A 19,851-nucleotide genomic window follows, 5' to 3' on the forward strand; every position below is an offset into this window, starting at 1 on the left:
CAACTCCACCGCCCGCAAGCCTGCGACAGCCGACTTCGCCGGGGCCGCGTTAAGCCATTGGCGGAGTTCGGCCTGACAGCTTCTGGATGGAAAAGCCGGGAAGCGGCCATTCGCCTGATCAGCGCACTTCGACCGCAATCAGGGCCGTGTGGAGATCAGCACAATTGGTCTGAATATCGTGAAAAGCATTTTTTTGCGCCCGCGTCGTAGATGATAACCGACCCGCGCTGGTCACCCGGAAATTAGCGCGAGGTTATTTGGGTTCTCCGCTAGGTAGCCGCGTTGCACGGTAGTGTTGGAGGCTCACGCAGGCGCACAGCCGCATAGGCCGCAAACGGCGCGGAGTAGCAGCGTATGGGCGTTCGGTCCAGTTGAGCGAGATAGAGCCCGGCCGGCAATGCCGGGACAACCCGGGAACACCTTTCCTTGGTAGGCAGAAGCACGCCGAAGGTAATAATCAGGTGGGAATTTTCTTCCAGCGATAGTAGTATTAAGCCGTATGAGCGACGAAGAAAAAGAATGGATACTTCCCGCTTCAATTCCATTCACGGAATTGAAGGGCCGAGATTTGGAGGAATGCCTGTATTGGCTCCTAGACGCGATGGGCGCCAAGGACCTCGAATGGCGCGCCGGCGGAAGCGGCGGCGGCGCATCGGACGGTGGCCGCGACCTTGAAGCACATTTCTATACACCAACGGCGGACCAGGAAATGGAGCCGCAGGTCTGGTGGGTGGAATGCAAAGGGCGGAGCGGAACCGTTGAACCGGGCGAGGTAAAAAGCGCGGTTGTCAACGCGCAAGCCAGGGGCGACCTCGACTATGTGGTCATCGCGACCAACACCCAGTTCTCGAATCCCACGCGTGATTGGGTTAAGGAGTGGCAGAAAAAGAACCCCAGGCCAAAGGTTAAGCTGTGGGACAGCAGCCATCTGGAACGGCTGTTATCGCGCCATCCCGATGTTGTCTTGCGGCTTTTTTCCGAAGCGCTCAGCCTTGATGGACAGTTTCAGGCGCTGGAATCCCGGTTCTGGAACAAGCTCGAATTTGTATCGTCACCCACGCTAAAGAAGCTTTGGAAGGCCCGCGCGGAGGCCGAATTCACATCGCTTGGCCTATTTGCGCTTATCGCGAACGAGTTCGCCAACGGAAGCATCACGCATCGACCTTGGGGCGCTGTGCTTGACGCGGCCTCGCTTGTCCAAGTGCTGCATATGGGTCTGGTGAATGTACCCTACCTGATGATGCGCGCCTCCAAGGCAGGCGTGGAACAGACGCCGCTCAATCGCGCTTTCGCCTATTTGATCTTGTGCGCAATCGATCAGCTACCTGCTGAGAACGTCGCAGAGTTGGTGATCGACTCGATCACTCGCGGCAAGCCGGACGAGTTCCCGGAGGACGTGCAAGCGTATCTGCTGATGCCGATCGCCGATCAGCTTTTATCGGAGATTCAGGATGTCTGCAGCGCGGACTGCACGAGGGTGAGCGCGTTCAGCCGCATGACGCTGACGGAAGGTAAGGACGAAATAGACGAGTATTGGAAGCGTCTTGAACCTGCCGGCAGTGAAGAGGTTGAGGAGCCTGGGAGACATCTGCGCCTCGAACGACAAGATGCGCCGTGCCAGGTCGGATTCGCCGTCAATAAGGATCACGACTGTCCGTTATTCCATATCGAGCCGAGCGTACAGAATTTTGGCGAGCTGCTAGCCATCCTCAAGCGGGTGGCAGCGCACCGCAAGGCTCAGGCAGCGGAAAAAAGGGAAGCTGACGCTGCCAGGCGCCAGGCGCGGGCCGGATAATATGGGGTCGTCTACGCTACCGGATAATTTTGAGATCGCGCCAGATTACAGAGTGACTGACTGGACCTGTCTCACCCTGGATGAAACAAATTCCTCGCCGGCGGACTGGGCTACAGCCATTTCAATTCTCGGCGCGCGCATTCGGTGCCGCTTTATCGAACCGGCCCAGCTCCTGATCGAGTCAGAGAATGGCAAGGAGCGCGGCACAAACGGCTTTGCGGTGCTCGCAATCGATTTTCTGTTGATCGAGACCATCCAGGGCTTTCGGAGAGGACTCCTCAATCACAATGGTCAAAGCAAAGCACTCTTCAAGGCGTTTCTAACAAACTGGCCGGCCTTCACCGCTTGTGTGCCCGACGGCAAGGATGCTGAAGATCTGGCAGTCAGTGTGTTTGAGCAAGGGCGCTGCGCCCTCCATCACACAGGTTCAACTGACCGTATTGTCGTACGGAAGAGCGGCAAGATGTTCATCTTCCACGACGATGGGCGTATTGAGATCAATCGTAGCCGCTTGCACCGGGAGCTGACCAAAGCGTTTGACGACTACCTCGCCTCGCTGAAGGACCCGGCCAACACCGACCTGCGCAAGAAATTTAGACAGAAGATGGCGCACATCTGCTCGTGATGGATCGGAGCGGAAACTTAATCAGAGAACTTCAGGTGTTGCGGGACAAAGACCCCGCAGAAGCTCTCCGCCGGGTGGATGAGCTGGACGAGACCCCCGATGGAAGGGCTGCCGCTGCGATCATCCTAATTGATTGCGGAGATGCTCTTGGCGATCCCGTGTCGATCAGTCGCGGCGGTGACATCCTTGAAGCCCTATCGGCTGAGGTCGCTTTCAGTCCCGATATCGCATACAATTTAGCCAACGGATTGCAGCTTCGTGCACGGTATTCTGTCGAGGCCGAAACGTCCTTTCGGGGGCAAGCCGCAGATGATCGTTTTCGGGCTCGCGTGCTCTTTGGCGCGGTCATGAATGACTCTTCGGCGTCGCCAGCGACCCAATCTCAAATGCTGACAAATATCGGGATATTGTTCCTAGAAACGCATCGGTGGGTTGAGGCACTGGATTGCTTTCAACATGCACAGCGTATCCTGCCCACAAACGCGGTCGCGGCATTTCAGGAGATGCGGCGCCTAATGTCACTGGCAAATCTCTTCGTCCAAAAGGAAAAAACCTACCAGTCTTATTGCCACATTGATGCCTTGTGCCAACGCGTTCGATATCTGGCGACGGTCATTTCAAAGAACTACGACGTCTTCGGGCAGTTTGCCGGGGCGTCCGCGCTCCCTGTGGTTCAAGAGGCGGTGGAGCAGGCACTGAAACTCGATGAAATACGGCAAGAGCCCATAGATAATCCGTACTTCTCGTTTGTCCGCCGGAACAATATTGCACTGTCCTTGCATTGCAGCGCACAGGAATTTTCTTCCGGACGTTTTGATCTTTTGACTATTCCCCATCTCCACACGACGCTGGAAGATGGCCCGGGCGTGCCTGAAATATTTGCGATGATGAACGTCCTGAAGGCAGATTTCGCCTTTGCCAGACAGGTCTTCTTCGAGGTTTGCGAGGACGGTGCAGATACGTCGTACTTCGAAACCACGTCTCACGCGGACACTCTGGATTATGCCGTTTACGGGGTAAGGTACTCGGCACTGACAACGGCACAGCGCATTGCTTTTGATATTCTCGACAAGATTTCTGTCGCCATAGCTTGCTATTTAAGGCTTCCGCAGGCGCAGAAGGCATCCTTCATCACGATTTGGGGCAAGCAGGAAAGGGGAAGAGGGTTCGTCTTTTCCAAGCAGATCGAGGCCGAGTTAATTGGCGGAAATCAACCGCTCGTAGCGCTTTTCAATGTCTTCCAGGATATCTCAAAGCATGAAAGCCTCGGCGACGGCTTCATGGGCGCTCAGAAGCAATTCAGGAATTCTTCGACCCATCGATTTACTGTGCTTCATGACATGGAACGCAACGATTCATCGAAGTCATCCGCCATCGATCACAAAAATCTTGAGGAGTTTGAAAAGCTAACGCTAGCTTCGCTGAGGCTTGCGAGAGCTGCGCTTTTTTACTTTGTCGATTTTATTGTCTTCGCTGAACGCCGCAATGAGGATGATGGTGGCGGCTTGGTGTTATCATCCGAGGTGCCTGACCATGATTATATACGGGGCGGTGATAGAAGCTGACCAGCTGAACAACATCGTCGGATGTTGCTGTAGTTAAATTGTAGCTTCCCGCCATTGCTAACGGAAAGCTGCCGCCCCCTTGGCCTCCCTCTCAGACGTACGGCAGGTACTGAATGAACGGCAGGTTTTGGTTAGTGACGAAAGCGGTCTGAGGGGCAGTGATGAGGTCGGAAGCGGTCGTGCTAATCGCCGCGCGACGAATGGCAGCTATCCGACTATCGGTACCCCAAAGCGGCCAGTCCGGAACCGGTCACAAATCGGTCGCTCCTTCACGCCGAGCCCAACGTCTGCTCCAGGCGCAAACGTGACGTCGAAAGGCGAGTAGCCTCCCGAAATTCGGCCTATCTTTGCGCGCTTGAGGGAAGGTCCGGTCGACGCTCTCCCATTCCCTGCCGGACGAGCGATAGAGTGGCGATACCCGCCTCATCGGCCGCACGCAGAAGCGCTTCCCGAAATTGTTCCGGGGCAATCTTCCCGCTCAATGCGTCGACGCAGGCTTTGACGGCAGCCACATATTCCTCGCCGTCATCGCAAGGCCAATCGTTGATCAGGAGACGCGCCGCGTCGCCCAGCGTCCATACGATCTTGCGAGATGCCGGGCCTCGCAAAGCAAACCCAACCGGCGTGAATGCTGATGATGTGTTCCAGCACATTGTCCTCGACCCCTCAAGGCACGGATACCGCAGTCCCCAGTTCAATATACGCGCGTATTTTGTAATTTGGAATTGAAATTTGTCGAAGCATACGGCTTGAACGCGAGCTCTCGAGTGAAGCAGAAAAGTACCCTAGAACCTTATGTCGGAGCGCCCTGCGCTCCGTCGAAGCTTGCACCGATGGACGCATTCCGGGTTCGCAACAGATTACCTCGCCCCCGTATCAGCGGCGCACGCTTTCCTATTCGGTCCCATTTCGCCGCGCTCACCGCAATTCGGCAGTAACCCGGAAGATGCCGCCGGCCGACGCGTCGGAGCAGACCACGAAGGTCGAGCCTTCCTGCGCCATGAAGGCGACATTGCCGCCGGCTTCGCAGGGGGTGGCGCTCCATTGCAGGATGATATCGCCATTGTCGGGCAGCTTTTCCGTGGGAATCTTCGTGGCACTTGCCATCCATTCCGTCGCCGACGGCAGGTGGACGGGCGCGTTCAGCTGCTTCGACAGCCAAGCGGTATAGTTCTGGGCGACGGCAAGCGGCACGTCGTCGGCCGGTTGCTGCGGATTGTCGGCATAGGCCTGGGCTGCGGCGGGATCGGAATTGGCGGTGTAATATTCCGCCATCTCCGCACGCGTGACGGCCTTGGTCTGCATGCAGAAGGACTTGTCGATCTTCACGGCGCCATTGGCAACGCCGAGCATGCCGCCGAGCTCCTTCATCGACGAGGTCATCAGCCGGACATTATCAAGCGAATAACTGCCCGCCGGCACGGTCTCGAAGGCAAGCGTCTGCGAAACCGGGCAGAAGCCGCGCGCCGACAGCGCCTCGAGATCGGCAAGGATCGGCTGGTAAGCGACGACCGCCAGCTTATAGGCTTCCGCGGTGTAGCGGCCGTCGGCCTCGCCGATCTTCGGGACGAGTGCGGCAAGCGTCGGTTCGGCGGCACCGGCGCGGGTTGCAATGGAAGCGCTGAGATCGGTGACTTTCTGCTTCAGCGCCGTCGCCTCGTCTTTCGCCGCCATGACATCGGCGATGACGGCGTCGAAAAGCTTGGCGGCGTCGCCATAGCCAGATGTCGCGGCCGGCATCTGCCATTGTTCGGCCTTGGCCTTGGCCTCGGTCATCAACCCGCTCGCTTTGGCGACGTCGGGGCTATCGCCGGCGCCGATGCGATTGACGGTTTCGCGCTTTGCCGCTGCGTCCTTTTCGGCGGCCGTCAGCGCGGTCAGCGCCTTGGCGAGATCGTCAAACGTCGTTTTCGACTCATCGTAGGCGCCGACCGCAGCATGCATCTGCTTTGCGGTGGCGGCATCGGCAGCAGTCTTCATCTTGGCGTCGGCCTCAGCAAAACCTGGCGCCTTGTCGCCGCCGGCGGCCGAAGCGGCAGCCTTCGCCTTCTCGGCATTCTCCTTCGAGATGCCGATCAGCGCATTACCGAGGTTGATGGCGGCCGTCTGGAATCCCGGAAGGGCCTTTTCGTAATCTTCGTCCTTGAGCAGGGCATCGGCCGATGTCAGCGCCGCAGCACCCGTGTCATAGGCGAGTTTCGCCTGGTCACTGGCCGGGCGCTCCGGCGCCTTGGCGGCGATCGCCTTCTGCTTGCGGCTTTCGGCTTCCTTCTTCCAGGTTCCGACGTCGGCGACGAGCTTCGGATCCGGGCGGAGCAGCTTCGGGATGGTGATGGCACCGACGCCGATGCAGATCAGCAGCAGTGCTGCGATCATGGAGATTTTGACGGGCGTCCATTTTTTCGGTTTCGGGGTGTCCTGCTGCTGCGGCATGCCGCCGCGCGGATCCCACGACATCGGCTGGATGCCTGTCGTCACGCGCGCGAATTCGCCCAGCGCGTCGGCGCCCGTGCGCGGTCGCGCGCTCGGATCGCGGCTCAGCATCCTTTCCACCAGGCTTGCAAGACCTTCGGGAAAGCCGGGGATCAGCACGTCCAAGCGGGGAAAGATATTGGAAGGGTCGAGATGGATGTTCTTCCAGCTCTGCTCGCGCTGGTGCTCGTCTTCCCAGACCATGACGCTGTCAAAGACACTGGCATAGGTCTGTCGCGGCAGGAACAGCTTGTAGGCGATCATGCCCATGGCGTAGATGTCGAGCGCGGCGGAGGCGGAAAAAGTGCCGCTGGCATAGATCTCCGGCGCGCCGAATTCCGGCACATAGGGCGGGATGATGTGCTCGCCGATCTTCGAGATCAGATGCAGGTTGCCGATCCGGACCGACAGGCCGGAATAATCCTCCGAGACGTAGATGCACTGGTCAGTCAACGCATTGTGGGCATAGCCGGCGCCGTGCAGCGTCGCCAGGCCCTCGAGGATGTGGCGGCCGATCTCGGCGGCGCGCTCGTAAGCCACCATTTCCGTTTCGTCGAGATATTGGTGCAGCGTTTTCGACGGCCGCTTCTCGACGATATAGAAATTGTCATCGTCAGGCGATGGCGGGATGAGGTCCTCGATTTCGACGAAGCGTCGCGCGGTCAGCGATTTGGCCTCGTTGATGGAGGTCCAGACCCGCTCGAAACGAGCCTTGTCCAGTTTCAGCGCCATATCGGGCGCAACGATGAAGACCGCATGGTCCATCCGCTTGTCCTGGGCCGGATAGACGATGAACTCGTTCTCATAGACCGGCTCGCCGATCGTGTAGCGGGCGATCAGATCACTTCTCATGCACTTGTCCCCCTGCATTCATTGTATTCATGAAACCGAATTCTATTCGCCTGCCAGTAATGGATCGCCGATCAGGCCTGCGGCGAGCAGCAGGCCGGTTCTTGTATCGCGAAGCGCGAAGGCAAAACGGGCATCGGCCACGACGCGAATAAGCTTCGGATCGATGCTGCGTTCCGTGATGACAGCCGTGGCTGCCGCCGCCTCCGTTCCGTTTTCGTCAACCTTGATCATCGTCTTCTGCAGGACGCGCGACAAGCGGATGTTTTCCTTGGTGAAACCCGGGAAACCCGCATCCTTGGCCTTCTCGGGCGCTACTCCCATCGCATTGAGTACCGGCATCAAATCACGCCCGTCGTTCAGGGAAAAGCGGGGCAGGAAGATTTCGCCCTTGGCGGCTTCGAATTTTTCCCCTTGCAGCCAGGAAGCGAGCGCCTTCAGGTCCGCGCCGCTCACCCCCTTGCCGGAGCGCGCCGCCACCACGACCATGCTGTAGCTCTCGCTGGCATAGGCAAGGTCGACGGCGGTGAATTTCTCGTCGAAGCGGAATTTCTGGCCATCGCCGGCAAGATGCATCATCGGTACCGAAACCGTCGAGCCATCCGGGCGCTGAAACGGGCTTGCCGGGCTCTCCTTGTCGAAGGAGGTCTTCCAGCGCGCCTTGAAGGAGAGTGCGCCGAGGCTGACGAAGCCGCCGCCGGGCGGTGCGTCCAGGATGACAGGAATGGCGCCTCGCGTTGCCTGTTTGACCCAGCCGTTGATGTGCTCGACCGATTTCGGCCCGTCGAGATCCTCGATCGAGGGCTTGATCCGGTGGCCGGCGAGCATGGGGAGCGCATCTGGGACGAGCACCAGCTTATCGTCGAAGACGATCGCGACCGCCGTCGTCAAAGGCGCATCCGCCGCTGCGGGCTTTTCCTGATACATTGCGTCAAGCGCCATCTCCGGTCCCTTCACCTCGCCGCCGAAGCCGAGGCCCTTGGCGATCGAGGCCTTGCCTTCATCGGAGGCGCCGAGGCTTGCAAGACCGAGTGCTGCAGCAAGGCTTGCCGGCGACACCATGATATTGGCAGCACCCTCCTTTGCCAGCGTCCGGTCGATGAGTTCGGCCGCAAGCCCTGCCTGTGCGGCAAGTATCGCCTTGCTGTCGCCGGCGTTGCCGGCATGAGCGGCCGGGGCAAGCGCCATCAGGGAAGCGGCAAGACCCGCCATCAGAGTGGATTTCGGCATGGTTCGCTCCTGTTCAGCGGATGCGATAGAATTTGGAATCGAACGACCATTTGCCTTGGGCGCCGGTCTCGTCGTCGCCGACGATCCTGAGGCTTCGGGCGAGATCGTAGACATAGTTGAAGGCGGCGCGCTGGCCGACGAGCGGCGTCGGCACATCGGGCAGGTCGAGCACTTCGATCGGCTTGTCGCTGAGGATGGCAACGACCATGCCGACACCGGCCGGACCCTCCACCACATATTCGAAGCCGGTATAGGGATTACGCGCATCGGGCACGACGACCGGCCGGGCCGGATCGAGCCGGTTGTCGCCGCTTTTGGCGGTCGGCTTCAAGCCCATCGAGCGCTTGTTAGGGTAAAGCTGCGTCAGTTTGCCGGAGGCGTCGATATCGACCAGGATCAGGTAACCGGACTTTTTGGTGGAGACACGCATCGCCACCTTGTCGCCGATGCTGACCGCGGTGCCGGGCAGCACGTCGACGGCGACGCCGGCCTCATTGTCGCTCTTCAACGTGTTTTCGACGGCGGCGACCGGCGTCTTCGCCTCCTCGCCGGTGATGACATCCCGGCCGAGCGCATCCGGCTGGCCATAAAATTGCGGCACCGGGGTGAAGCGGCAGTCTCCCGCATGTGTCCGGCAGTATTCGTCGGATTTGCGCCGGACGTAGTCGAGAAGCGCGGCATTGCTGACATTCGGCTTGTCGGCTGCGCGCGCCACGCCATCCTGCACGCCTTCGATGAAGTGGCGCGTAAAGACGCCGAGCGCCGGCTTGGCCTCTCGGTCGACGAGGGCCCACTGCCCTGCGTTGACGGCCGACCAGACCATGGCGTTTTCGCCGCCGAAGGAGAATTTTGCTTCCTTGCCTGATTTGTTCGGCGGTTCGAGCGCTGCCAGCGCCGGGCCGAGGCAACGCACGGTGCCGGAGGGTGCGGCCACCGCGCTGCGGCTGCCGGGGCCGACATGGCAGGCATCGATCAGCAGCGTGACGCGGCGGTCCTTGAGGCTGTTCAGCCGTGCGGCGATCTCGGTTTCGCGGATCTGGTTAGTGACGGTCACCTTGCCGCCCTCGCGCACCAGCTTGGCATCGGCTGCCACCAGCGTCGGGCTGGTCGTCGCCTCGGCGCCCATTTCTTCCGAACCCTGGCCGCTGAAATAGAGGAAGACGCGGCTTCCGGGCGTAGACTGGCGCACCAGCCAGTCATCGATCTCGGCAAGGATCGCCTCGCGGGTCGCCTTGCGGTTGGTCAGCGTGTGGATCTGCTCCGGGCGGTAGGCGAGCGTCTTGGCGAGGAAGACCTGCATCGCTTTCACATCGGTGGCGGAACCGGTCAGCTTCGCCTCGCGCATCTCGTAATCGTCGATGCCGATCAGCAGCGCGCGGTCGCCGGGCGAGCTTTCGATCACCGGCGTCTGGACGACGGGCGGTTGAACGGCTGGTTCGTCAGCGACGGGCTTGTCAGCCGGCGAGGTATCGCCGGCGGGCGTGTCGGCAGCAGGCGTTTCGGTCGTGCCAGCCGGCGCCGTATCGCTGGCGGGCGGGGTGGTGATGGCGAGATTGGCCTCTTCCTGTCCGGACTTCCTTTGCTTCGTCCCGCCACCGGTGGTGGTGGACGCGACCTGATCGCCGGCGGCAGGTCCTTCAACATTCGGCACGTCGCCGTCGGTTTTTGCGGCGATCCAGTCGCGGAAGGCGGCAACACGGGTATAGACGCCGTAATGTTCGGCCTCGGCGCAGCCGGCGCCCCAGCTGACGACGCCGAGCTGGATCCAGCGCTTGTCGGGACGCTGGGCGACCAGCGGCCCGCCGCTGTCGCCCTGGCAGGCATCCTTGCCGCCTTCGGCATAACCGGCGCAGACATTGCGCTCGTCGATCGGGTTCATGCGCATCGAACTGTCGCGGTAGGCAGCGCGGCAGTCCTCGCGCGGGACGATCGGCAGTTCCACTTCCTGCAGCTCGGTCGGCAGGTATTTGTCGTCCCAGCCGTGATCGGCCTTGGTGTAACCCCAGCCGGTGACGACGGCCGGGTGGCCGGCGGCCTCCACCTCGTCATCGGCGGCCGAGGCAAGGATCGCCGGCTTCGATTTAGCGGGCTCGGCGAGCTTGATGAGGGCGATGTCGTTGGCAAAGACCTTGCGGTCGAAATCCTCATGAATGATCACCTCTTCCACGGCAAGCCCCGGCTTGTCGGGCCCGTCGACGGCGATCACCTTGTCGATCTTCGACTTGCCCTCGACGATCAACAGGTCGCGGGCGAAGAGATCCTGCTTGCCGGAGCGGCCGCTGGTGACGCAATGGGCGGCCGTCAATATCCAGCGCGGTGCGATCAGCGAGCCGCCGCAATGGCCGCCGAAGCGGCCGCGCTGTTCGGGATCTGGCGCCAGGATCTTCACCTGCCAGGGCCATTCGCCCTTCTTGGCCGCCTGGCCGCCGATGACACGCCCGCCATCCTCACCGGCGAAATCGGTGTCCTGCTGCGCCAGCGCCGGAGTAGCCAGAAGCAGCATGACGGACGCAATATTGAGGACCCTGCTGATCGACGTGCTCATAGCTTGGCTCCGGCGGAGGTATAGAGGACCGTAAATCCGACGCGTGCACCTTCGGGCAGGAATTCGCCGAGCCGCTTGGCGATATTGCCGGCGGTGCGGCGCCTGTCGTTCTGCTTCAGGAATTCAATAAATTCGGGCATCGGGGTTTCAGAGGTGACGGCGACGAGCAGGTCCGTGCCGAAAGGTGCGACGACGGAAAGATCGAGATCGAAGGTGTGCGACATCTCAGCATCGACCTCCTTCTCGCCGGGATAGAGGAACTGCACGGTTCCATCGCCGGTGACGTCGAAGAGCACGAGCTTGCGGCCTGATAGATCCGAAACCGTGACGCCGACGCGTTCGCCTTCGCGATGGACGGTGTCGGAAGGCGTCACGCGCACGGTCTGCGGGTTTGTTTCGGAGAGCCGCTTCAGCGCATCGAGCGCGGCCATCCGGTCGACGACGAAAGGCATGTCGCCGGCACCGACGCCGGAGGCGACGACATCGCCGCCGGCAATCGCTTCGTGTTTTTCGGGATCGAAGACGAGTTCGGCATCAGCACCCTCTGTTAGCTTGAACGGCGTGACGGCGGGGTCGATCCCCTGTAGCACCGGCTCGGAGCCGAGGGCGGCAACGCTGATCGGCGCGGGCTCGGCGGGCAGCGGAGCGTTTGATTTCTCCGCCGCCGCCTGCGCCCCCGCCCGTTCGTAGTTGTAGACGACGGCGCGATCGAGATCGGTTCCGGGCGGGCTTTCGGTAAAGATGTTCTGCCGCTGGTTGGTGAACTGGTAGACCGCCTGGCGCACATATTCGAACAGCTCGCGGCGGCTGACGGCGCCGTCGCCGTTGCGGTCCGCAGCCCCTTCGAAGGCGCGGGCGGTGGCATAGCTCAGCGCGCCGCGTTTCTGCGGAATGCCGGGAATGGTGATTTCAGGCGACTTGGTATTGTCGTCGACGGCGGCGAGAAAGGTCAGCCGCTTGAAATCGAAGCCGGTGGACAGCGCATCCGCCGTGGTCGAAATCGGGGCGAGATCGTCTTCCTCGATCGTATAGGACGGCGCCTGACGCCAGGTGATCTCGGCGCCGCGCGGATCGACGTCGCGGGTCATGCCGCCGGCATGGCAGGTATCGGCGATGAAGACGACATCGGCGCCCTTGGTCTCTAGCTTGCGGATCAGCGTCTTGAATTCGTCGCCGAAGATGCGCTCGCGCGAGCCCGGCAGCCGGGTGTCGAAGCCTGCGAGGATATAGACCTCGTCGCGGCCGCTCGGTTTCGAGCCCTTGACGCGTTCCGGCTCGCTCGACCCATGACCGGCGATGCCGAGCACGACGAGGTCGCCAGGCCCTGCCCGTTCCGTCACGGCCTCGATCGCATGGAAGATCCCCTCGCGGTCGGCAGCGCCATTCTTCAAGAGCGTCATGTCCTCGACGCCGACCGAGCGCAGCGAAAGCGAAAGGTCGTCGGCGTCGGCGACGGCGCCGTGCAGCGGCGGAACGTTGCGGTAGAGGTCGATGCCGATCAGCACGGCCCTGACTGCACCACGCTCGGGCGCCTCGATCACCTTTGCCAGGCTGTCGGTGGCCGCCATGGTGAGGAGGGCAAGTGCTGCGGCCATGGAAACGAATGCGGTCATGGCCAGATCCTCCTCGCCCGGCCTATTCGCGGCGCCATTCGACGCGGCGGTTCAGCGCATCGACATCGTCTTCGGTGAGGTTTGCGGTTGCCGTCACGTCCACCGGCTCGGAAGCTCCGCGGCCTTCGGCGTCGATTGTCGCATCGAGGCCGTGGCTCTTCAAGAAGTCGGCGACGGCCTGGGCGCGGCGTTCGGACAGCTTCTGATTATAGTCGTCACCGCCGCGCCGGTCCGTATGGCCGACGAGGATGATGCGGCCGGGCTTCTGCTCCTTCAGCGCCTCCAGCAGTTCCTCCGCGGCTTCGGTACCGATCGAGGTGAAGCTCGACTTGTTGAAATCGAAGGTGATCGGAACCGGAATGGAGACCGGCACGATGCCACGCACATTCTCGGAATAGATGCCGCCAAGCACGCCGCTGCGGTGGTCCTTCTCGGCCGGCACGAAGCTGCCTTCAGGATTGTCGCTCGTCGGGTTGGCGGCAAGGATGCGGGCCTGGGCGGCGCGCTGGATGAGATCGGAGATCGTCTCGGCGGGCGGTGCCTTCGGCGTGCGGGTCTCGTTCTTGATGATCTCGATCGCCTGCTGGTAATCGGCGGCGGCATCGGCGAAGCGGCGTGCGGAGAAATAGATCTCGCCGAGCGTGGCGGATGCCTGCCAGAGCACCTGCGGGCTGTCGGCGGCGACAAGCAGCGGCTCGTAATCGGCGACCGGCTGGTTGGCGGCCATCATCTCCTGGGCAGCGGAAAGCCTGAGGGCCGCGACGCGGCGCTGGGCATTCACCTGGAACTGGCCGCAATCGGCGCTGACGGCGATCGCATCGGCCTCGGCCGCGGCAGCACCGATATCCTTGGCGGCGACGGCGGTGTTCAGCTTGTCGAGAAGGGCGGTGCAAACAGGCGTATCGGCGTTCGCTACCTCGATCTCCTCGCCGGCCTGGGCAGGTTCGGCCGAACGGCCGAGATTTAGCTGCGGCATCTTGATGCTGAAACCGCCGGGAAGCTTGAACTGCGGCATCTTGATCTGCGGCATCGGCAGTTTCGGCATCTTCGTCTGCGAAGACTGGCTCGGCTGCTTGTATTGCGTCGGCTGCTTATATTGGGTCGGCCGGGTGGATGAGGTGGTGTCGGCCGGACCGATCAGCTCCAGTTCGTCGGCGGCAAGCTCCTGGCCGGGCGCCAGGTTGGTGACGATCTTGTATTTCTTCGGCGGCTGCTGTGTGGCCTGTTCGACAGGCTTCGGCGCGACCTTTTTCGGGGCAGCCGGCTTTGGTTTTTCCACCACCGTTTCCGGCTTCTTGGCGACTTCCTGTTTCGTTACCGGCTTCGGCTTCGGCGCGGCCGCAGGTTTCGGCGCAACCGGCGGCTTTGCAGCCTGCTCGACCGGTTTTGCTGCGGGGGCGGCTGCGACGGGCGGGATGGCAGCAGCCGGACTATCGACCGTCGTCAGCATCAGCGTCTTGCTGCTGATCTTGGTGCCGAGGCTGCGGGCTTCTTCAAGGCTGCGGGAAACGGCATCCATGCCGCCGTCGATCGAGCGGAACATGCCACCGCCGCTGCCGCCGAGATCGGCGAAGATGTTGAGTGGTTTGGAGGAATAGAAGACCTTGATCTGCTCCTGGCCGACCGGGCCTGAAACCTGCAGCTTGGCGCCGCTTGCCGGATCCGGCACCTGCACGCGCTTGCCCGCACCGACAAGGGCGTCGGTCTGGTATTTGTTCGGGAAAAGCTTCACGACCGCGCCGTTCGGCGAGACGTTCAGCACCGTGACATAGGCGTTCTCGGTCGACTGGATGAAGAGGCCGACAACTTCGCCGATGGCGTATTTGGCTTCAGCGCGATCGAAGGTGATGGTGACAGGCCCGGTCTGCGCCGGCGCTTCGGTCAATGTGCGTTCGTTCTGCGCCTCGACGGCGGGAACCACCGAAAAGAACGAAAGAAAGGTGGCTGCAGCCAGGATGGCTTTGCGGTTCGGCATTGAAAAACCTCCTCTTCGAACATCTCACACTGTGTTGAAGATGAGAATAGCACTGACTGGCGAAATTGGGATGGTTTCGCCTGTCTTGCTTGAGGGAGGGTTACAAATTATTTGGAGCCTGGAAGAATCCGCCAAGGCAAAGACGTGAGCAAGACTCACGCTTCGGAATAACCGGGGCCTGTTATAGTCCGTTCAACTGCGAGGAGGCGGTTAGTTCTTGGGTTTTTGCCCGGCTGATTTCAAAATCGAGATCAGGTCGCTCATTCCCTCGGGCGAGGAATTGTAGAGCCAGAGAATATCCGGATTGTCGACCGTGAATTCCTTGCCGGGACCCGAGCCCATGTCGCGGCCGGGCGAGGTCACATCGGGCAGCTTGTCCTCGCCGGGTGCAAGCCCCTTGGCGCGTTCGTGTTCGGCGATGATCGCGGTCGCCGCGGCAAAGGCCTTTTCGTCATGCTGGCGCAGTGCCGCAAGCGAGGGGTTTCGCGCCGCGAGCGCGTCCTCAGCCGGGCCGGAATGCGCGAGCTCAGGTACCTGCAGCGCCAGCAGCAGGCCGATCGACAAGGTTATCAGCCAGGATTTCGTCATCGTCGTCACATCCGTCTTATTGGCGCCACTGCGCGACAAAAGCACGTCGCATTAAAATTGATTCATGCGACGTGCTTTCGCTCTTTGTTTTTATGCATGTCGTTGCCCCGGAACTGCTGCACCCTTCCGGGCGACATGCATAAGCGCCCCGAGAATAGGGAGAGGCCGGAAGGAAGGCAACGGCCCTCGGTGCCAATCGATTGGGAGGGTTGAAATCGGCTGGCAGCGGCGCTTTCGCTCTTTGTTTCATGCATGTCGTTGCCCCCCGCTGCACAGTTCCGGGCGACGTGCATTAGAGGATCTTCAATTGCTGCAGGCCGAGGCGCAGATCGCGCAGCATCTCGCCGAAGATCTCCTCGATCATTCCGGTCGACCAGACGACCATGGTGCCGTAGGGCGAGCGCTTGCGCTGCATGAAGCCCGCCGTCTCGAAATCGATCAACGTCTTGCGGCAGGTCTCGCTCGACATCACCGCGACAAGGAAACGGGCGAGATTGGACTGGTCGATCGCGCCTGATTTATCAGCCCAGTTCTGGATCAGCCGCGGCTTGGTGTCGGCGGTGAACATCGAGGCGAGCGCACGATCCTGCGAGAGCCCCAGACGCTGCAGCTTGGCCGGATCGCGGGTGAGCGAAACCACGTAATCATTGTGCAGATCGGCGAAGCGTTCGATATCTTCGGCGGTGTTGATGCCGAAGACCTTCATCGAATAGAGGAACTCGGCCATCAGATAGGTCGGCTCCGAGCGCAGTTGCGCCAGATGCTTGTCGTCCTTGCTGGCCGAGGCGGCGCAGACGCGGTCTGAGAAACCTATTCTCGCCGCGCGAACCTGCTCCAGCAAGCTTATATCGAGCGCCAGTTCGTCACCGTTCCATTCCAGCATAAGCATTTCCTGCCGACAAATCTTCGAGACGATGATCTTGTACTATCGCCGGCGCAGATCTCCAAATCGTTTGGAAAGCAACGGCTTGCTGAGAAGTCATATCTAGCCTACCATTTTAAAGACTTGACGGTCACAGAGCATGATGCCGGGGGTCGAGGCAATGCGTAGTTTTGGGTCGCATATTTTGTTTGCCGCGGCACTTGCGGTCGCCTCGCCGGTTTTCGCCAAAGATACGACGATCATCGAGCTTCGCCGCGGCGACGGCGCGCGTTCGGTCGGAATCATCTCTTCCAACGAGGAAGCGGAGGCATCCGGGCCGGCGGCGATCACCGTTGGCGACGACGGCACCATCTACATCCTCGACCAGAACAACGGCCGCGTGCTTGCCGTCGACGCCGAACGCTCGCAGGCCGAACCTGAGATCCTGCCGCTGCCGGAAAATGCCACGCCGGAGGATCTCGCCGTCGTTCACAACGAACTCTACCTCTGGTCCGACGGCGTCGTGCCGCTCGAGCGCTCCACCGATGCCGACGGCCGGTCGCAGACGCTGCGCGCCGTCGACGGCGGCGCTGACGCCGACGACTACACCCGCTCGGTCTTCGCCTCCATGGGCTCGGTATCGCCGGGACCGCTGAACAGCATCATCGACGAGATCGGCCGCAGCACCAGCCGGCCCGAGGCCCGCCCGCCGGTCATTCAATACGTGCCGAGCCGCGGGCTTGGCGATATCGTTGCCGAGGTCTCGGCTGCCGCAAACGACAAGGCGGAGATCCTGCTGCGGCGCAGCAGCTCGGAGGAGAATTTCCTTTCGCTGCAGCTCGCCTCGGAAGGGCGGATCGGCACCGTCGAACTTCTCGACATCGACACGACAGGCAGGCCCTATGCGCTGGTCGAGCTCGTGCCCGCCGACCGGCCCGAGCGCACCGGCATGCTGGTGGTGCGCTTCACGCCGAACGGGGCGATGGACCGGGTCTACGACCTGCCGATCGAACCGGGCACGGTATTTTCCAGGCGCTTCGTGGCGATCGGTCCGCGCGGCGACGTGCTCTATCTCCGCTCGCAGGAAAGCCGGGCGCAGGTGTTGCGGCTCGACGGCCGGGAGCCCGGCCGCAAGCTTGCCGTCGCCCGCCCGGCCAAACAGCCTGCTGCCGGCAAGCCCGGCAAGACGCCGAAGGTGGCGATCGTGCCGAAGTCGCGCAGCGACGTCATCGAGCGGGCAATCGGTTTCGAGACGCTGAACTGGCTGGTGACATCAACCGCCTATGGCAGGGATCCCGGCCCGGGCTGCGTCAACATGAACCGGCTGCGCCGCCCGATCTACCTGATCGGCAAGCGCGGCCAGACGGTCAAGGGTGTTCCCTACTGCTGGGGCTGCAAGACGCCGCTCGAGAATTTCGTCGGCGGCGTGGAAAAGGGCCAGACCGCCGGCAATGTCTGCACCAAGAGCGCGCCGCAATCCAACATTCTCGGCGTCGACTGCTCCGGTTTCGTCAGCGACGCCTGGGGCCTGAAGATGCACGTTTCGACGCGCGCCATCCCCGGGATCACCAAGCGCCTCTCAGACCCCTGGTCGATGCGGCCGGGCGACGCGCTGAACAAGCCGGGCTCGCATGTGCTGTTGTTCATGCGTTTCACGGCCGACAAGAAGGTGGAGGTGATGGAGGCCTCGCCGAATGCCTGCAAGGGCCGCGTCTGCCGCAATACCTATTCGCTCGGCAGCCTGTTGATGCGCGGCTACCAGCCGGTGCGCTTCAAGGGGCTCGATGGCTGAACGGTGGGAGTCACGCCGCCGGTCTTGATGTCAGCCGCCGCTTCGCCATCGCCAGAAGTCCATGCGCTGCCACGCTGTCGACATAGTCCCGATAGGCGGGATCCCGGCTCAGCATGCGCTCTTCGGCGCGAGCGCGCATGACGTAGATAAGACTGACGATCGCCAGCATGCCGGCCCGGGCAAGCCCTTCCGCAAGGCCGCTGGCGAGGAAGCCTGGGATCGCAACCACCAGGCGATGTTCTTCGAGACATAGGCCGGATGCTTCATGAAGCGATAGGGGCCTGATGTGATGATGCCGCGATGCGTGAGATTTGAAAATCGCGGCCCGAAAGCGACGGTCGCCCAGACATAGATGACGGTGCAGAACAGCGTCGCGACGCTCCAGAGGATGAAGACGGCCGAGCCTTCCTGGATCACGGTCTCCCAGCCCGGTCCCTCGCCATAGGGCACGAAGGCACGTGAGATGGCAGGGAAGAACGGCTCATAACAGATGAGGCAGACGAGCCAGCCGAGTGCCGTCGTCTCCGTTGCCCTGACATGCCATCCGAAAAGTTTGAAAGTCGCGACATAGCCGCCGGCGGCAAGCACGACGTCGAGCAGAAAGGCAAGCTGCAACAGGCCTTCGAACCAGGCCGCCGAGAGCGGCGGAAACGCCCAGGCCGGCTTCTCGGCCAGATTGGAAAGAGCTGCCATGCCGCCCGAGAACATCAGGACGAGAAAGAAGCACTTGATCGCGAGCAGGCGCAATGCGAACAGCACGTCCTCCTCGCGAAAATCCTGCATCAACACCGCGCGCCCGACCTGATTGAGATAATCGTCGGGCTCCTCCGCGACCAGATCGGTGACCGCGACGTAGAGCATGGTTGCGCCGGCAAGTGCGATGGAAAGGGGAATAGTGGTGTGCCCAGCCTCGATGATCCATCGGACCGCCGACGACTGCGTGAAAAACGGAAAGACCGAACAGGCGATGACGACCACGCCAAGCAGCGCGGCGAGGCCGACAAGCTTCGTTCCGATGCGGCGCCAGAAGATGGCGGCAGCCTCGTTTCGTCTCTTTCGCGATACCCAGGTCGAACGAGCAGCGAATGTGCCGTCGACGGCGATCCACGCCAGGAGAAGGCAGAACACGGCAAGTGCCATTGCCTTGCCGGGCTCAAGCTGCAGATAGGTCGAGAGCGCGATGCCGATCAGAACTCCGGCAAAGGTCGCAGCCTGGCTGACGAGAGGGCTCCCGAGCACGGTATCCCTGTCCTGCGATATCGGCACGCGCTCGGCCTTTTCGATTACATTGCCGGCTGGACGGAGCCCCGAGAGCGTATCCGTGCCGCCCGAGTCGCAAGCGCCATCGCTGCTTCAGCCGCCAGGCCAGACGCGGGCTCCGGCAGCGAGATCATCGCAATATCGAGCTTGTCGTAATCGACCATGTAGTAACCCGATGCGGTTTCGATGACTGCCTCAGGCCTGATCGCCAATAGATCCTGCGCCATCGTGCCGACGAACAGCGGGCCGCCCCAGATGTAGCGGAAGGCATAGACCGGTATGCCCTCGGCCGAGGTGCCGAGCCGACGAATATCGGTCTTCAGGCGGCGATCGGACCCCCAGCCGCCGCTGGAGCTCGATGAACTACTCGAACCAGAAGAACCGCTGGAGCCAGAGCCGCCCCCCATACCTCCGCCGCCGGAATTCCCACTGGAACTGTTCTCGGAGCGGGCGAAAGCCGGCTGATTGCTCGTTGTGGGCACTCTTCTGACGGTGGATGTGGTTTTCCTGGTAGGAGTGACGCTCCTGGCCACGGGCTCTTCGCTGGCAAACAGCGTCTTGGCGCCCGGATCGAAGATGCAACTCTGTAGGATTGCGCCTGAGCCTGCAAGGAAGGTCGAGCAAAGCAGAACACGGATGATGAGTTTTCTGTTCATGTAGGGCGCCCCCGGACCGCCGTT

At 61.7% G+C, this 19,851-nt stretch carries 13 protein-coding genes and 1 pseudogene; 4 read left to right on the forward strand and 10 right to left on the reverse strand.

What is annotated here, in order from left to right:
- Positions 1-499 precede the first annotated feature (499 nt).
- Genes HX898_RS17090 through HX898_RS17100 form a run of 3 tightly spaced genes read left to right on the forward strand, consistent with a single transcriptional unit; the run spans position 500 to position 3,985 of the window.
- Positions 500-1,795, forward strand: coding sequence for a restriction endonuclease (locus HX898_RS17090; protein WP_180195199.1), 1,296 nt, complete (start codon positions 500-502; stop codon positions 1,793-1,795).
- Positions 1,796-1,847: 52 nt separating this feature from the next.
- Entirely contained in the window at positions 1,848-2,420 is a 573-nt protein-coding gene (locus tag HX898_RS17095) for a hypothetical protein (protein WP_180195200.1), read from the forward strand.
- Between the two features lie 35 nt (positions 2,421-2,455).
- The gene (locus HX898_RS17100) at positions 2,456-3,985 is read left to right on the forward strand and encodes an LA2681 family HEPN domain-containing protein (protein WP_180195201.1); all 1,530 of its coding nucleotides are present in this window, start codon (positions 2,456-2,458) and stop codon (positions 3,983-3,985) included.
- Between the two features lie 341 nt (positions 3,986-4,326).
- Here the strand turns inward: HX898_RS17100 and HX898_RS17105 are convergent, their stop codons facing one another.
- The 8 genes from HX898_RS17105 to HX898_RS17140 all read right to left on the reverse strand — a co-directional run bounded on the left by HX898_RS17105 (position 4,327) and on the right by HX898_RS17140 (position 16,140).
- Positions 4,327-4,638 carry a DUF982 domain-containing protein gene (locus HX898_RS17105; RefSeq protein ID WP_112908772.1) on the reverse strand — a complete coding sequence of 104 codons (312 nt, stop codon included), beginning with the start codon at positions 4,636-4,638 and terminating at the stop codon, positions 4,327-4,329.
- Between the two features lie 265 nt (positions 4,639-4,903).
- Positions 4,904-7,309, reverse strand: coding sequence for a serine/threonine protein kinase (locus tag HX898_RS17110; RefSeq protein ID WP_180195202.1), 2,406 nt, complete (start codon positions 7,307-7,309; stop codon positions 4,904-4,906).
- A 42-nt stretch (positions 7,310-7,351) separates the two neighbouring features.
- A complete protein-coding gene (locus HX898_RS17115) occupies positions 7,352-8,536 on the reverse strand; it encodes a serpin family protein (protein WP_180195203.1) in 1,185 nt (394 codons plus the stop codon).
- A gap of 13 nt (positions 8,537-8,549) precedes the next feature.
- Positions 8,550-11,081: a trypsin-like serine protease gene (locus HX898_RS17120; protein ID WP_180195204.1), complete on the reverse strand. Its 2,532-nt coding sequence runs from the start codon at positions 11,079-11,081 to the stop codon at positions 8,550-8,552.
- Positions 11,078-12,694, reverse strand: coding sequence for a caspase family protein (locus HX898_RS17125; RefSeq protein WP_180195205.1), 1,617 nt, complete (start codon positions 12,692-12,694; stop codon positions 11,078-11,080). Before HX898_RS17125 ends, HX898_RS17120 begins: the two co-directional genes overlap by 4 nt.
- A gap of 22 nt (positions 12,695-12,716) precedes the next feature.
- Positions 12,717-14,669, reverse strand: a complete 1,953-nt coding sequence (locus HX898_RS17130; protein WP_180195206.1) for a DUF4384 domain-containing protein — start codon at positions 14,667-14,669, stop codon at positions 12,717-12,719.
- A 210-nt stretch (positions 14,670-14,879) separates the two neighbouring features.
- Positions 14,880-15,257, reverse strand: a complete 378-nt coding sequence (locus HX898_RS17135; RefSeq protein WP_180195207.1) for a hypothetical protein — start codon at positions 15,255-15,257, stop codon at positions 14,880-14,882.
- 292 nt (positions 15,258-15,549) lie between these two features.
- Complete coding sequence (locus tag HX898_RS17140; protein ID WP_003553371.1) at positions 15,550-16,140, reverse strand: hypothetical protein; 591 nt, start codon at positions 16,138-16,140, stop codon at positions 15,550-15,552.
- A 160-nt stretch (positions 16,141-16,300) separates the two neighbouring features.
- Here HX898_RS17140 and HX898_RS17145 point away from each other — a divergent pair, with 160 nt between their 5' ends.
- Positions 16,301-17,911 (forward strand): hypothetical protein, encoded by a 1,611-nt coding sequence (locus HX898_RS17145; RefSeq protein ID WP_180195208.1) that lies wholly within the window; start codon positions 16,301-16,303, stop codon positions 17,909-17,911.
- Positions 17,912-17,921: 10 nt separating this feature from the next.
- Here the strand turns inward: HX898_RS17145 and HX898_RS17150 are convergent.
- Both HX898_RS17150 and HX898_RS33245 read right to left on the reverse strand, forming a co-directional pair.
- Positions 17,922-19,177, reverse strand: a pseudogene (locus tag HX898_RS17150) (isoprenylcysteine carboxylmethyltransferase family protein).
- Between the two features lie 17 nt (positions 19,178-19,194).
- Positions 19,195-19,827, reverse strand: a complete 633-nt coding sequence (locus HX898_RS33245) for a tail fiber domain-containing protein (RefSeq protein WP_246697931.1) — start codon at positions 19,825-19,827, stop codon at positions 19,195-19,197.
- Positions 19,828-19,851: the final 24 nt, after the last annotated feature.

It is taken from the genome of Rhizobium sp. WYCCWR 11128, from assembly GCF_013416305.1.
Taxonomy (GTDB): Bacteria; Pseudomonadota; Alphaproteobacteria; order Rhizobiales; family Rhizobiaceae; genus Rhizobium; species Rhizobium indicum.

Coding starts and splice junctions, on each gene's coding strand:
- HX898_RS17145 (WP_180195208.1), top strand. CDS start 16,301: ATGCGTAGTTTTGGGTCGCATATTTTGTTTGCCGCGGCACTTGCGGTC.
- HX898_RS33245 (WP_246697931.1), bottom strand. CDS start 19,827: ATGAACAGAAAACTCATCATCCGTGTTCTGCTTTGCTCGACCTTCCTT.
- HX898_RS17125 (WP_180195205.1), bottom strand. CDS start 12,694: ATGACCGCATTCGTTTCCATGGCCGCAGCACTTGCCCTCCTCACCATG.
- HX898_RS17105 (WP_112908772.1), bottom strand. CDS start 4,638: ATGTGCTGGAACACATCATCAGCATTCACGCCGGTTGGGTTTGCTTTG.
- HX898_RS17115 (WP_180195203.1), bottom strand. CDS start 8,536: ATGCCGAAATCCACTCTGATGGCGGGTCTTGCCGCTTCCCTGATGGCG.
- HX898_RS17130 (WP_180195206.1), bottom strand. CDS start 14,669: ATGCCGAACCGCAAAGCCATCCTGGCTGCAGCCACCTTTCTTTCGTTC.
- HX898_RS17135 (WP_180195207.1), bottom strand. CDS start 15,257: ATGACGAAATCCTGGCTGATAACCTTGTCGATCGGCCTGCTGCTGGCG.
- HX898_RS17090 (WP_180195199.1), top strand. CDS start 500: ATGAGCGACGAAGAAAAAGAATGGATACTTCCCGCTTCAATTCCATTC.
- HX898_RS17110 (WP_180195202.1), bottom strand. CDS start 7,309: ATGAGAAGTGATCTGATCGCCCGCTACACGATCGGCGAGCCGGTCTAT.
- HX898_RS17140 (WP_003553371.1), bottom strand. CDS start 16,140: ATGCTGGAATGGAACGGTGACGAACTGGCGCTCGATATAAGCTTGCTG.
- HX898_RS17120 (WP_180195204.1), bottom strand. CDS start 11,081: ATGAGCACGTCGATCAGCAGGGTCCTCAATATTGCGTCCGTCATGCTG.